This window comes from Paracoccus isoporae (assembly GCF_900101865.1).
GTDB classification, from domain to species: Bacteria; Pseudomonadota; Alphaproteobacteria; order Rhodobacterales; family Rhodobacteraceae; genus Paracoccus; species Paracoccus isoporae.
In genome coordinates, this window is the sequence record NZ_FNAH01000010.1 from 20210 (window position 1) to 33464 (window position 13255).

The following is a 13255-nucleotide window of genomic DNA, read 5'->3' on the forward strand; positions in this document are numbered from 1 at the left end:
GCTTGCGGGGTGGCGCGGGGACGGGCTAGATCATGGCATGAAGGATAATTCCAGCAGGCATCTCTTCGGACGGATCTGGCGCGATTACCTGCGGGCGCATTGGCCGCGCATGTCGGTGGCGTTCTTCTTCATGGTGGTCGAGGGATCGACGCTGGCGGTGCTGAGCTGGATGCTGAAGCCGCTGTTCGACCGGGTCTTTGTCGGCGGCGAGAGCGACGCGATGTGGTGGGTCGGCGGCGTCATCTTCGCGCTGTTCGTGATCCGCGCCGTCACCTCGGTCATCAATCGCAGCCTGCTCGTCTCGGTGCAGCAGAGCGTGGCAACGCGAATGCAGGTCGATCTGCTGTCCCATATCATGCGGCTGGACATGAATTTCTTCCAGCAGAACCCGCCCGGCGCGCTGATCGAGCGGATCCAGGGCGACACCAAGGCGGTGCAGAGCATCTGGCAGAGCTTCATCACCGGCGCCGGGCGCGACATCGTGGCGCTCGTCTCGCTGTTCTACGTCGCGGTGATGATTGACCCGGAATGGACGCTGGCGGCGCTGATCGGGGCCCCCCTGCTGATCCTGCCCACGATCTTCGTGCAGCGCTATGTGCGGCGCAAGACCCGTGGCGCGCGGCGCAACGCCTCGGACCGGGCGACCCGCATCGACGAGGTGCTGCACGGGATCGGCACGGTGCGGCTGAACCGGATCGAGGATCACCAGACCGCGCGCTTCGCCGCCATCGTCGAGCGGATCCGGCAGGCCGAGGTCAAGATCGCTGCAACCGGCGCGGTGGTGCCTGCGATGATCGACATCGTGACCGGGCTGGGCTTCGTGGGGGTGCTGGCGCTTGGCGGGGCGCAGGTCACCAGCGGAGAGCGGACGGTCGGTGATTTCATGGCGTTCTTCAGCGCCCTGTCGCTGGCCTTTCAGCCTTTGCGCAGGCTGGGCGGGCTGGCAGGGTCGTGGCAGGTCGCCGCGGCCAGCCTGGAGCGGATCTATCAGGTGTTCGACACGGCCCCCTCGATCCGGTCGGGCGACCGCACCGCGCCGCCGGAGACCACCCGGATCGCCTTCGATGACGTGTATCTGAGCTATGGCGACACGGCGGTGCTGCGCGGGCTCAGCTTCGTGGCCGAGGCCGGGCAGACCACCGCCCTTGTCGGGCCGTCAGGTGCCGGCAAGACCACCGTGTTCAACCTGCTCACCCGCATGGCCGATCCCGATCAGGGCCGGATCACCCTCGGCGGCACCGGGCTGGAGGCGTTCGATCTGGCAGTGCTGCGCGACCAGTTCTCTGTGGTGTCGCAAGACCCGGCGCTGTTCGACGAAACCATCCGCGAGAATATCACCCTCGGCCGCGACGCCGAGACGGCGGCGCTGCGCGGTGCCATCGAGGTCGCCCATGTCGCGGAATTTGCCGATGCCCTTCCGGGCGGGCTGGAAAGCCCCGCCGGGCCGCGCGGATCGGCGCTGTCGGGCGGGCAGCGGCAGCGTGTGGCGATTGCGCGGGCGGTGCTGCGCGACGCCCCGGTGCTGTTGCTGGACGAAGCCACCTCGGCGCTCGACGCGGCCTCCGAACGGCTGGTGCAGGAGGCGCTTGACGAGCTGTCGCAGGGCCGCACGTCGCTGGTGATCGCGCATCGCCTCTCCACCATCCGCAATGCCGACCGCATCGTCGTGCTGGAGGGGGGGCGGGTTGTCGAACAGGGCAGCCATGACCAACTGATGGAGAAGGGCGGGGCCTATGCCGCGCTCGTGCAACTGCAATTCGGGGACAGAACCCAATGAGCGAACGCCGTCTGCTGCGCGTGACCGGGCCTGAGCGCGAGGACTTCCTTCAGGGTCTCATCACCAATGATGTCAGCCGCGCGCCGATCTATGCCGCGCTGCTGAGCCCGCAGGGCAAATATCTGGCCGATTTCTTCGTCGTGCCGGACGGAGATGGCTATCTGATCGACGTGGCCGCCGATCAGGCCGAAGATCTGAAGCGACGGCTGAGCATGTACAAGCTGCGCGCCAAGGTCGAGATCGCGGATGATCCGCGCCCGGTCACGCGCGGCACCGGTCCCGCGCCCGACGGCGCGATCCCCGATCCGCGCGACCCGGCGCTTGGCTGGCGCGGCTATGGCGTGGGCGAGAGCGACGAAACCGATTGGGATGCGCTGCGCGTGGCCCATCTGGTGCCGCAGGCCGGGGCGGAGCTGGTGCCGAATGACAGCTATATCCTCGAAATGGGGTTCGAGCGGCTGAACGGCGTCGATTTCCGCAAGGGCTGTTATGTCGGGCAGGAGGTGACGGCCCGGATGAAGCACAAGACCCAGCTCAAGAAGGGGCTGCGCCGGGTGACGCTGTCAGGCGCGGTGCCGCCGGGCACGCCGATCCTGTCGGGCGACGGGCGCGAGGCGGGGGTGGTTCACACCCAGTCGGACGGGCGCGGCATCGCCTATCTGCGCTTCGACCGGGTGGGCGAGGGGATGACGGCCGACGGCGCGGCGGTCGCGGTCGAATGAGCGATGCGGCCGCGACGCCGCGCCGCATCGTCCATATCGACATGGACGCCTTTTACGCATCCGTCGAACAGCGCGACTATCCCGAGCTGCGCGGCAAGGCGGTTGCCGTCGGCGGCAGCAGCCGGCGCGGGGTGGTCGCTGCCGCCAGCTACGAGGCGCGGCAATTCGGCGTGCGCTCGGCCATGCCCTCGGTCACGGCGGCGCGGCGCTGCCCGGACCTGGTCTTCGTGAAGCCGCGCTTCGAGGTCTATCGCGCCGTCAGCCAGCAGATCCGCGCGATCTTCGCCCGCTACACCCCGCAGATCGAGCCCTTGTCGCTGGACGAGGCCTATCTGGACCTGACCGGGCGGCTGGCCGCAGGCGCGACCGCCACCGAAACCGCGGCCGAGATCCGCGCCGCCATCCTAGCCGAGACCGGGCTGACCGCGAGCGCGGGGATCAGCTATTGCAAGTTCCTGGCCAAGATCGCCTCGGACCAGAACAAGCCCGACGGGCAATGCGTCATCCCGCCGGGGCGGGGCGAGGCCTTCATCGCCGCCCTGCCGGTGCACAAGTTCCACGGCATCGGACCGGCGACGGCGGCAAAGATGAAACGGCTGGGGATCGAGACCGGCGCCGATCTGCGCGCGCAATCGCTCGCATTCCTCGAAACGCGATTCGGCAAATCGGGGAAATGGTATTTCAACATCTCCCGCGGGATCGACAATCGCGAGGTCAAGCCCGACCGGACGCGAAAGTCAATCGGGGCGGAACGGACCTATTCCGAGGATCTGCATACGCTGTCAGAGGGCCAGGACGCGCTCGCAGCACTTGCCGAGAAGGTCTGGCGCCATGCCGATGCGCATAAATCCCGGGGCCGCACCGTCACCCTGAAAGTGAAGTTCGCCAATTTCCAACAAATCACCCGTGCGCAGTCGCTGCCGCGCCCCGTCACCTCGGAACAGGAGCTGCTGGATACGGCGCAGACACTGCTGGCCGGGGTCATGCCCGATCCGCGCGGTGTGCGGCTTTTGGGCATCACCTTGTCAAGTCTGGGGGCTGACGCGAAAAAACCGAGCCGACAGCTTGATCTTTTTGAATAATGTCCCACCTGAAGGCTGCAACCTTGAAAGCGCGTCAGGCGTTACATCATACGGGTGTGATAAAAGGTGCAGAGCCATGTATGCACTGCATGGCAGACATGACGACAGTGGTATACCGAATTAAGGTTCGGTTGAGTTAGACAGTTCCACCACCCAGAATCAAGCTCTGGATCCGGTCCATACGGGTCGAGGGAACCATATTTGGTCAGGACGGTAAAGATGCGTGATTTCGTAGACGGCTCGGCTTTTAATTTTGAACAGGGGCAGCGTGCCCGAAAGCTGTTCGCGGCAGTTGTGCTCGCGGCGCTTGATGATGCCATTGCAGACGACAAGAAATACGGCAACGGGCCTGAACAGATCGCCCGCTGGGCGCGGTCGCGCGACGGGCGCGAAGTTTTGTCCTGCGCCGGGATCGACCCGAACGAGCGGGTGGTGAAAGGGTTGATGGAATTCGTGTCGAAGGGGGTGCGCACCTCGGTCGCGCTCTCGCGCGAGGAAAGCGAACGCCGCCAGGCCGCCGAGGATGCCGAAGCCGCTTGACGCCTGCTGACCGGGTGACATGACATGACGCCGCTCAATTACGGGCGGCGTCTTGTTTTGCAGGGGGTCACGGTCGGGCGCGGGCGGGCGGTCAGAGTTCCTCGCGCCAGGGCGGATTCGCGCCGGGCCGCGAGACGGTGACGGCGGCGGCGCGCGCCGCCAAATCAAGCGCCTTGCCCAGTGTCTCCTCATCCAGCTTTTCCAGCGCGGTCTTGTCCAGAACCCCGGCCTCCGACAGCGCGGTCAGCAGCCCGGCATTGAAGGTGTCGCCCGCGCCGATCGTGTCTGCGATCTCGACCGGCTCGGCCTTGCGGTTGACCTGTCCGTTGCGGTGAATCGCGGTCGCGCCTTCCGCCCCGTGGGTGCGCAGGATCAGCAGCGGACCCAGGTCCAGAAGCTGCACGGCGGAGTCCTCTGGCGCATGGTCCGGGAACAGCCAGGCCGCGTCGTCATCCGAGATCTTCACGATATCGGCCACCCGCATCAGCCCTTCAAGGCGCGACTTGGTGGCGCGCTCGTCGCGGATGAGATTGGGGCGGATATTCAGATCGACCATCACCACCGCGCCGGATTCGGCCGCGCGATGCGCGACCTCGTCCACCGTTGCGCCGCAGGGATCCTGGATCAGGCTGATCCCGCCGATGAACAGCGCCTCCAGCCCGTCGGGCAGGGCGGGCAGCTCGCCCTCGTCGAACATCCGCCCGGCCGTGGCCTCGTCATAGAAGCTGTAGCTGGCATGGCCGTCATTCAGGAACACGAAGGCCAGCGTGGTCAGCCGGTCGGTTGCGGGGCAAAGCGACAGATCCACCCCGGCCTTCTCCAGCGGACCGCGCAGTGCTGCGCCGAAATCATCGGTCGAGATCGGCCAGAGATAGCCCGCATCCGCCCCCAGCCGGCCAAGCGCCACCGCGGTGTTATAGACCGATCCCCCCGGCAGCGGCAGGAAGGCCCCATCCTCGGGCACCATGTCGATCAGCGATTCGCCGCAGCACAGGATCATCGTCGGCCTCCCATAAAAAATCAGTAGCCCTGGATAATATACTCGCCCCCGGAGGAAAACCCGTCGGCACTGAATTGCACATAACCGCTGGCTTGCGCGAACCAGAGCATCAGGGCCACCGCAATCAGCCCGAGAATGACCGCAACGGCGATCTTCCACATCGACCAGGGCCGTTCGCCCTGCACCCGGCCGGACTGGCCGTTCACCACGAAACGATAGGATTTGCCGCTGTATTTATACGCGGCCGACCAGACCGGCAGCAGGATATGCTTGAAGGTCTCCTCGGAATGGGCGGTGCGCACGCGCGAGATGCGTTGTTCGTCCCCGCCGATGTCGCGCCGGATATCCATGGCGATCACCGCGTCCATCTCCTGCCTTGCGATGCCGTGCCCGGCCTCCAGCGGGATGGTATAGCCCTCGGCCTCGAACCCGGCGAGATATTGCGGATCGTAAGGGCGCAGATGCGACAGGTCCCACGGCGTCAGTGCATCGGTGATGCGCCGCGGCAGAGCCGATGAGGCCAGCACCAGCACATCGTTGAAGGCGCGCCCGACGCGGCCGCTGACCTGCCGCCAGCGGGTCTTGCGCACGCGCTGCTGCACCCGGCGGGACTTGCCGTTCACCGTCTGCGTGACCCAGCGGGTCTCGTAATACCAGTCGCCCCGCGCCCCGGAATAGGCCGATTGCGTGTCCGCATCGAAGGTCCAGAACGGCGAATACACACCGGCCATGCGCCGTCCCTTGCGGGCGTATTTCACCAGCCCGGACGGCGCGAACCACAGCCGCCCCAGCCAGTCGTCAAGCGCCGCGCGGGCCTGATCCTCGGTCACCACGAAGGGCACCACGCCCTGCGGCTTGATCTGACGCGTGGCGCCGGTATCGGTGACGACGGGCGTGGCGCAAAACGGGCAGCGCGTGGAGTGATGTTCGCCTTCCAGATCGAATTTCGCCCCGCAATTCGGGCATGAGAGCATGCGGATCTCCTGTGCGATCTCGCTGCCCCGATCCAGCCGCAGCCCCTGTTCCAGGGGGATTTCGCGCAAAAGCGGCGCCTTGTGACCGGCATCCCATTGCAGCGCCCGCCCGGTGGAGGGGTCGCGCAGCAATTCGCGCTCGCCCTCTGCGCCCTCCCGGCTTGAGCGGGCCGGTGCCCGCCCCGCCCCCGGCCCGATCTCCTGCACATGGCCGCAATAGGGGCATTTCAATTGCTGCGCGCCCGGCGAAAAGGTCAGGCTCGCGCCGCATTGCTCGCAAGGGTAGCGGAACTCGCTCGGCGGGGTGGGCATCGGGTCAATCCGTCGTCATGGGCCGGGCGGTCGCGCCGCGCCCGGTGCCGGCGTTACGGGGCCGTCAGGGCTTGGGCAAGGGCGGCGGAGGCGGGGGCGAGACGGTGAAGAGCTGCGCCAGCTCGGCCACCTCATCGGCGGGTTTCCAGCCATCCTGTCCGGCGGTCCAGACCAAGGTCTCGCGGGTGAAGCTGCCGTCGCGCACCATCCGGCCCAGATGGCCGCGCCCGTAAGGCCCGTCCGCCGCGCCATCCTTGGCGACATGCCAGACGGTTTCGCTGCGCGGCCCCGGCAAAGGCGGGGGCAGGGCACCGCCGCCCTGCGGCGGCTGCGAGGGCTGGGCTGAGGGCATCTGGCCCCAGGGACCGCTGCGCGCCGCCATGCCCATGCCGATCGCAGCGCCCAGACCTGCACCCATGCCGGCCCCCGCGCCGCCCTGGTTCTGCGAGGCGTTCAGCATCGCCTCGGCCTGCGCATATTGCCCGAAGCGATCCAGGTCACCGATGATCCCCATCGAGGTGCGCTTGTCCAGAATCGCCTCAACTTCATCGGGCAAGCTGACGTTTTCAATATAGAATTCCGGGATGGTCAGCCCGTAATTGGCAATCGTCGGCGCAATCGCCTTGGCCACCATCTTGCCCAGTTGATCGGTATTGGCCGCCATGTCCAGGACCGGGATCCCGGATGACGCGATCATGCGCGAGAACTCCTGCACGATGATGTTCCGAAGCTGGAAGGTGATCTCGTCGCTGGTGAATTCGCCATCCGTGCCGACGATCTCGGCCATGAATTTCGCCGGCTCCGTGACCCGCATGGAATAAGTGCCAAAGGCGCGGATGCGGACCGGGCCGAATTCCGGGTCGCGCGCGATGATCGGGTTCTTCGTGCCCCATTTCAGCCCATTGAACCGGGTGGTGTTGACGAAATAGATCTCGGATTTGAAGGGCGACTTGAAGCCGTGATCCCAATGCTGAAGCGAGGTCAGGATCGGCATGTTGTTGGTTTCGAGCATGTAGAGCCCCGGCCCGAACACATCCGCGATCTGCCCCTCATGGACGAACACCGCCGACTGGCCTTCGCGCACGGTCAGCTTGGCGCCGTATTTGATCGCGTTGCCGCGCCGCTCGAACCGCCACACCATCGTGTCGCGGGTGTCGTCGGTCCATTCGATGACGTCGATGAATTCGCCCGAAAGAAAGTCGAACAGGGCCATGGGTCTCTCCGTGCTGTGTCGGCGGTCCGGGCCGCCTTTTGGTCGTCGTCGGTGGCGCGGGCCGGATTGCGGCGCAAGCGGGTCCGCGCCTCTCAGTCTAGCAGATTCGCGGCGATCTCGCGCACGATCGGCTCGGCGCTGTCGCGGGTCATGCCGGGGCGCAGCCTTGGATCGTAGAGAATTTCCAGAAGCAGCGCGTCGTGATGGGTCAGAAGGGCGAATTCCTCGTCATCGTTGAAGATCGAGGGCCGCGCCTCCGGGCTGTCATTGGCCAGCCCCATGCCCTGTGCCAGCTCTTCCTCGATACAGGATTTGCGCAGGCCGGGCGGCAGTTCGGCGCGGATGATCGCCACCGCCTCGGAATAGACCGGGCTGGCGCCGATGGAATAGGCAAAGACCGTGCAGTAATTCTGCGGCGGCAGCCCCTCGATGGCCTGGATGTCGCCGCCGGGAATGCCCGGCACCAGGGCCTCCAGCCGCGGGCCGATCCGCCGCCGCTCGTCCTCGTTGAGGAACAGCACGGTGAAATTGCCGCCGCCCGGCGTCACGGCAATGTCGTGGCCGGTGATCCGCGCCAGCCGTTCGGTAAAGGACTGTACATTCGCCCGGTCCCGCGTGCGTGTGGCGGGCGGCACGGATTCGCCGAACTCCACCGCGACCCGGACCGGCTGCGCCCATCGGCGCAGCTTCGAGGGCCGCGCCTCGGCCACGAGCTGCGCCCCGTCGCGCCAGTATTCGTCGTAAAGCGCGATCTGGACGAAATTCTCGGTCAGTTGCTCGGCGCTCAGCGCGATGTCGCGGCCATCGTCGCGGCGGAGCTGGCCGCGCGCGGTCAGCATGTCCTCCACCCCCTCGAAATAGCCATGCATGGTCTGGCTGGCCGGGGTGCTGGCGGCGAGGCTGGCGGTCCGTGCCTGTTCGGCCGCGCGCTGCGCCCGCGCGGCGCGCAGGGCCGATGTGGGGCGCGGCTCTGGCGGGGGTGCCACGATGGGGGCGGGCGCGGCGGGCGCGGCGGGCTCGGGAGGCAGCCGGCCCGGATCGGTGGAATCGACGCAAGCGGTGGCCGCGAGCGCGCCCAGACATGCCACCAGCCCCGGCAGCGCGCGCCGGGGCCGGGTCTCTGCAGCCAGGGTGCGGCGGCGCAGGATCACGTCGCGGCCGCCCCCGTCTCGCCCTCGACGGCGCGCGTCCGGCCGGCCGAGGCCGCCGACAGCGTCCGGCGCAGCTCGTCCTCCATGCGCACCAGCTCTTCCTCGGCGGCGGCGCGGCGCGCCTTGCCCTCGTCGGCGATGCGCAGGCTGTCCTCGATCGTGGCGATCAACTCGGCATTGGCGGTGCGCACCGATTCGATGTCGAACACGCCGCGCTCCATCTCGGTGCGGATATTGGCATTCGCCTGGCGCAGATTCTCGGCGTTCTTCTCCAGCAATTCGTTGGTCAGGTCGCTTGCCTGCTTCACCGCGCCTGCGGCGTCGGCCGACCGCTGGATCGTGACCGCCTGCGCCAACTGCGTCTCCCAGAGGGGCACGGTGTTGACCAGCGTGGAGTTGATCTTGGTGACCAGCGACTTGTCGTTTTCCTGCACCAGCCGGATCGAGGGCAGGGACTGCATCGTCACCTGCCGGGTCAGTTTCAGATCATGCACCCGCCGTTCCAGATCGTCGCGCACGCTGCGCAGATCGCGCAGCTCCTGCGCCTCCATGACCTGACCGTCGGCCGGGCTGGCCTGCACCTCGGCCTCCTTGGCGGGGATCAGTTCTTCATCCATCTCGCGCAGCTTGGCCTCGCCCGCGGAGATATAGAGCGCCAGCTCCTCGTAGAAGTTCAGCGTCCGCTCATAGAGCAGATCGAGCGACTTGATGTCCTTGAGAAGCTGATGCTCATGGCTCATCAGATCCTCGGTGATCTTGTCGATCTGGCCCTGCACATCCTCGTAATTGGCGACGAATTTCGCAAATGGCGCACTGCGGCCCAGAAGCCGCTCCCACAGGCTGCGCTCGCGGCGCATGTCCAGCTCGTTCACCGAGAAGCCGCGGATCGTGGTGACGATGCCGCGCAGCGATTCGCCCGCCGGCCCGACATCCTTGTTCTTCACATCGGCCAGCATCTGCTGGCTGATTTCCTGCAACTCCGCCTGCGCGGCCGAGCCGAAATGGACGATCGATCCGGTATCCTTCAGGTTGATCTCATCCATGCGCCGGCGGATCTCTTCGGCAACTGGCTGGTCGGCGCCTTCCAGCGGCACCACATCGCCCTTGGGTTCGGGCAGGACCACCGCCGTCACCTCTTCGATCTGCTGCTGCGATTGCTCGGCGGCACGTTTCGTCTCGGTGGTCATTGCGTTCCTTCCTGGGCTCTGACGCGACGGGTCGCCGGCAGAATAGGCTGAAAATTCTGCGGTTCAACAGTGCCGATAGGCGAAAGTTCCCGGCCGATGCAGACGGATGCGCCATGGCCCGGCCCGCCCGCCGACGGGTTTTGCCGGTCGCGGCGAGGCGTCGGATGCGGTCCGACCGGCCTGGACGGATTGGCCCGATGCGGATGACCGCCATGCAGACCGCACGCGCGCTCGGCCCCTCAGCCCCGCATGTCTCCGCCGCCGTGGCGGTGCGGGCAGGGATCGGCGCGCTTGCCGGGCGGCGCATCGCGATGGTTGGCGGCGCGGTTCGGCTTGTGTCGCGGGGGCGGATCGGCAAACCTGTCGACGACGGATGCCGCCCGGCAGGGCCGTGGCGCATGAGCGGAGGAGCGCGATGACACTCGACCTGACCCAGAACGACATCTCCGAGGTGGTCGCCGCAGACCGCGCCCATGTCTGGCATCATCTGAGCCAGCACAAGCAATATGAGACCAGCGATCCGCGGGTCTTCGTCGAAGGGAAGGGGATGCGGCTCTGGGACGCGACCGGCAAGGAATATCTCGACGCCGTCTCGGGCGGGGTGTGGACGGTCAATGTCGGATACGGGCGCGAAAGCATCGCCAACGCGGTGCGCGACCAGCTTGTCCGGCTGAACTATTTCGCCGGGGCGGCGGGCAATGTCCCGGCGGCTGTGTTTGCCGAGCGGCTGCTGGAGAAGATGCCGGGGATGAGCCGGGTCTACTACTCCAATTCCGGCTCCGAGGCGAATGAGAAGGTCTACAAGATGGTCCGCCAGATCGCGGCGCGCCATCACGGCGGGCGGAAATGGAAGATCCTCTATCGCGACCGCGACTATCACGGCACCACCATCGCCACGCTGGCAAGCTGCGGACAGGATCAGCGGGCCGAGCAATACGGGCCGTTCCCCGACGGGTTCGTGCGGGTGCCGCATTGCCTGGAATACCGCGCGCAATGGGACGTGGAGGATTACGGCCGCCGCGCCGCCGATGCCATCGAGGAGGTGATCCTGCGCGAAGGCCCCGACTCGATCGGCGCCATCGTGCTGGAGCCGGTGACGGCGGGCGGCGGGGTCATCACGCCCCCAGAAGGCTATTGGCCGCGCGTGCAGGAGATCTGCCGCAAATACGACATCCTGCTGCATATCGACGAGGTGGTGTGCGGGCTTGGCCGGACCGGCACCTGGTTCGGCTATCAGCATTACGGGATCGAGCCGGATTTCGTGACCATGGCCAAGGGCGTGGCTTCGGGTTACGCGGCGATCTCCTGCACGGTCACGACCGACCGCGTCTTCGAGATGTTCAAGGACGATGCCAGCGATCCGTTGGGCTATTTCCGCGACATCTCGACCTTTGGCGGATGCACCGCCGGCCCGGCCGCGGCGCTCGAAAACATGCGCATCATCGAGGATGAGGGGCTGCTGGAAAACTGCACCGCGATGGGCGAACGGGTGCTGTCCAATCTGCGCGACCTTCAGGACCGCCACCCCGTGATCGGCGATGTGCGCGGCAAGGGGCTGTTCTGCGGGGCGGAACTGGTGGCCGACCGAAGGACGAAGGAGCCACTGGAGGAGAAGCAGGTGCAAGCGGTGGTGGCCGACTGCATGGCGCAGGGCGTCATCATCGGCGCCACCAACCGCTCGCTTCCGGGGCTGAACAACACGCTGTGCCTGTCACCGGCGCTGATCGCCACGCCGGACGATATCGACCGCATCACCGACGCCATTGACGGCGCGCTCAGCCGGGTCGCGGGCTAGATCGGTCCGGGCGCGGCGGCGTGGGTCACGCCGGATCCGCGTCGTCTTTCGGCGCGGGCGCGGCGCGGCCGCTGATCTCGTATCGCAGGGCCAGCATATCGCCCACCGCGTCGAAATCCGCCTGATCGGTGGCGTCATAGGGCTCCATCCGATAGCGGCGCAGCGCGGCCTCCAGCCCCGGTTTCAGCACCGCCGGAAAATCCTGGTAGAAGCTCTGATTGTATTTCTCCAGAAACGCCAGGCTGCGGGTGCGGGCGATCTCATGGGCGCGGGCGGGAATCTCGGCGGTCATCTTCGCCGCGTTCTCGGCACCGTATTCCCTGATATACCAGGGTGACATCGTATCGCCGCCCATCAGCTCGCCGAACTTGTAGGTCGGGCGGTCGAGGAACCTGATCTCGGGCAGGTCCAGCGACAGGCCGAACTGCTTTTCGTAATACTGCAGCAGCAGCCCCTTGCGGGCGAATTTCTCGGCATTGGGGCTGGACAGCGACAAAAGCGCATCCCGCGCCTTGTCAGGATAGGCCTGCGCGATGATCCGGGCGGTGCCCAGCTCGGTGATGCCCATCACATAGGGCGCATTCACGAAACCGCAGGCCGAAAACGCGGGAAAGGTCCGGTTCCGCGTATAAGGTGGCGGCTTGGCAAAGGAATCGGCGGTCTGATCCAGGATGGCGCCGAAGGTCATGTATCGGCTGCCGGTGGTCTTTGCGGTCAGGATCGCGCCGATCCCCATGAAGGACCACGACGTGCTGCGCAGCGAGGTCTCGGTCAGGTTGGTGCCGATGATGATCGGATCGAAACTGGTGAAGCCGCGCCGCTCGCGCGCGAATTGCCCCCCGAAATCGAGCGAGACGAGCGACGTGTCCCCCGGCATCAGCGCCAGTGCCGCCAGGGAATCGAACCCGCCGCTGAAGGACAGCGTCACCCCGGTTTCATTTCGCGCCCAGCGTTCCTCCTCCGCCGGAGCGGCGGCGGTGGGCAGGCACAGCGTGAAGGGCTGGATGCGTCCCAGGCATGCGGCGCTGACCGGGAAATCGAAATGCACGTCGGAATATTTGCGCGCGGCGAGGGTGGAGAGGGCATGCGCAATCAGGTCGTGGCCGAAGCTGACGGCGGCGGGGGCCTCGAACCGGACGGTTTCGGTCGGCGCATCGTCGCGCTCGACGGTGACCTCGAACTGATGCCCGTCGCTGCGAAAATCGGTAAAGACAATGCGGGACATGGAAATCTCACCGGCGCCGTGCCGTTCAATATCCATCCCATAGCGCAGGCCCGGCGCGACCGGCAATCGCCGCGCTGCGTTTTTTGCCGCCCCGCGCGACGTGCGGCGGGGATAACCGTCGGTGGCAAGGCGCAAAACCGATCGCGCTCAGCCGCTTGCCCCCACTGCCGCGGCTGGGGCAGGCGGCGTCAGCCCGGACGCTGTGGCTTGCGCGCCACGTGCGGTCCGCGCCCGTGGCCGCATCGCATGCGCGTCACTGCAAGCGGGTCGGCGACCG

11 protein-coding genes are annotated in these 13255 nt (G+C 66.7%); 5 read left to right on the plus strand and 6 right to left on the minus strand.

All coding sequences use genetic code 11. The annotated features are described in order from the left end of the window. The first annotated feature begins 37 nt into the window (after window positions 1–37). The 4 genes from BLT73_RS13935 to BLT73_RS13950 all read left to right on the plus strand — a co-directional run bounded on the left by BLT73_RS13935 (window position 38) and on the right by BLT73_RS13950 (window position 4121). On the plus strand, window positions 38–1777 hold the full coding sequence (locus BLT73_RS13935) for an ABC transporter ATP-binding protein (protein ID WP_090524823.1): 1740 nt from the start codon (window positions 38–40) through the stop codon (window positions 1775–1777). Then, window positions 1774–2499 (plus strand): CAF17-like 4Fe-4S cluster assembly/insertion protein YgfZ, encoded by a 726-nt coding sequence (ygfZ, locus tag BLT73_RS13940; RefSeq protein ID WP_090524825.1) that lies wholly within the window; start codon window positions 1774–1776, stop codon window positions 2497–2499. The genes BLT73_RS13935 and ygfZ overlap by 4 nt, the downstream gene beginning before the upstream one ends. After that, window positions 2496–3581: a DNA polymerase IV gene (dinB, locus tag BLT73_RS13945; protein WP_090524827.1), complete on the plus strand. Its 1086-nt coding sequence runs from the start codon at window positions 2496–2498 to the stop codon at window positions 3579–3581. The genes ygfZ and dinB overlap by 4 nt, the downstream gene beginning before the upstream one ends. A gap of 219 nt (window positions 3582–3800) precedes the next feature. Continuing rightward, entirely contained in the window at window positions 3801–4121 is a 321-nt protein-coding gene (locus BLT73_RS13950) for a DUF6280 family protein (protein WP_090524829.1), read from the plus strand. 91 nt (window positions 4122–4212) lie between these two features. Here the strand turns inward: BLT73_RS13950 and BLT73_RS13955 are convergent, their stop codons facing one another. From BLT73_RS13955 to BLT73_RS13975, 5 genes are all read right to left on the minus strand, one after another. Continuing rightward, the gene (locus tag BLT73_RS13955) at window positions 4213–5121 is read right to left on the minus strand and encodes a carbohydrate kinase family protein (RefSeq protein ID WP_090524831.1); all 909 of its coding nucleotides are present in this window, start codon (window positions 5119–5121) and stop codon (window positions 4213–4215) included. A 20-nt stretch (window positions 5122–5141) separates the two neighbouring features. Continuing rightward, window positions 5142–6407 (minus strand): TFIIB-type zinc ribbon-containing protein, encoded by a 1266-nt coding sequence (locus BLT73_RS13960; protein ID WP_090524833.1) that lies wholly within the window; start codon window positions 6405–6407, stop codon window positions 5142–5144. A 64-nt stretch (window positions 6408–6471) separates the two neighbouring features. Continuing rightward, window positions 6472–7620: an SPFH domain-containing protein gene (locus BLT73_RS13965; RefSeq protein ID WP_090524835.1), complete on the minus strand. Its 1149-nt coding sequence runs from the start codon at window positions 7618–7620 to the stop codon at window positions 6472–6474. Between the two features lie 92 nt (window positions 7621–7712). Next, window positions 7713–8771 (minus strand): DUF2927 domain-containing protein, encoded by a 1059-nt coding sequence (locus BLT73_RS13970; protein WP_245727341.1) that lies wholly within the window; start codon window positions 8769–8771, stop codon window positions 7713–7715. Next, window positions 8768–9958, minus strand: coding sequence for a toxic anion resistance protein (locus BLT73_RS13975; RefSeq protein WP_090524837.1), 1191 nt, complete (start codon window positions 9956–9958; stop codon window positions 8768–8770). Before BLT73_RS13975 ends, BLT73_RS13970 begins: the two co-directional genes overlap by 4 nt. 415 nt (window positions 9959–10373) lie before the next feature. On the opposite strand from BLT73_RS13975, the gene tpa reads away from it, so the two are divergent. Then, complete coding sequence (gene tpa / locus BLT73_RS13985; RefSeq protein ID WP_090524842.1) at window positions 10374–11753, plus strand: hypotaurine--pyruvate aminotransferase Tpa; 1380 nt, start codon at window positions 10374–10376, stop codon at window positions 11751–11753. Between the two features lie 25 nt (window positions 11754–11778). Here the strand turns inward: tpa and BLT73_RS13990 are convergent, their stop codons facing one another. Then, window positions 11779–12978, minus strand: coding sequence for a hypothetical protein (locus tag BLT73_RS13990; RefSeq protein WP_143025686.1), 1200 nt, complete (start codon window positions 12976–12978; stop codon window positions 11779–11781). Between the last annotated feature and the right edge of the window lie 277 nt (window positions 12979–13255).

Excerpts from the sequence above, each read along its gene's own strand:
- BLT73_RS13935 (WP_090524823.1), top strand. The coding sequence starts at position 38 with ATGAAGGATAATTCCAGCAGGCATCTCTTCGGACGGATCTGGCGCGAT.
- ygfZ (WP_090524825.1), top strand. The coding sequence starts at position 1,774 with ATGAGCGAACGCCGTCTGCTGCGCGTGACCGGGCCTGAGCGCGAGGAC.
- dinB (WP_090524827.1), top strand. The coding sequence starts at position 2,496 with ATGAGCGATGCGGCCGCGACGCCGCGCCGCATCGTCCATATCGACATG.
- BLT73_RS13950 (WP_090524829.1), top strand. The coding sequence starts at position 3,801 with ATGCGTGATTTCGTAGACGGCTCGGCTTTTAATTTTGAACAGGGGCAG.
- BLT73_RS13955 (WP_090524831.1), bottom strand. The coding sequence starts at position 5,121 with ATGATCCTGTGCTGCGGCGAATCGCTGATCGACATGGTGCCCGAGGAT.
- BLT73_RS13960 (WP_090524833.1), bottom strand. The coding sequence starts at position 6,407 with ATGCCCACCCCGCCGAGCGAGTTCCGCTACCCTTGCGAGCAATGCGGC.
- BLT73_RS13965 (WP_090524835.1), bottom strand. The coding sequence starts at position 7,620 with ATGGCCCTGTTCGACTTTCTTTCGGGCGAATTCATCGACGTCATCGAA.
- BLT73_RS13975 (WP_090524837.1), bottom strand. The coding sequence starts at position 9,958 with ATGACCACCGAGACGAAACGTGCCGCCGAGCAATCGCAGCAGCAGATC.
- tpa (WP_090524842.1), top strand. The coding sequence starts at position 10,374 with ATGACACTCGACCTGACCCAGAACGACATCTCCGAGGTGGTCGCCGCA.
- BLT73_RS13990 (WP_143025686.1), bottom strand. The coding sequence starts at position 12,978 with ATGTCCCGCATTGTCTTTACCGATTTTCGCAGCGACGGGCATCAGTTC.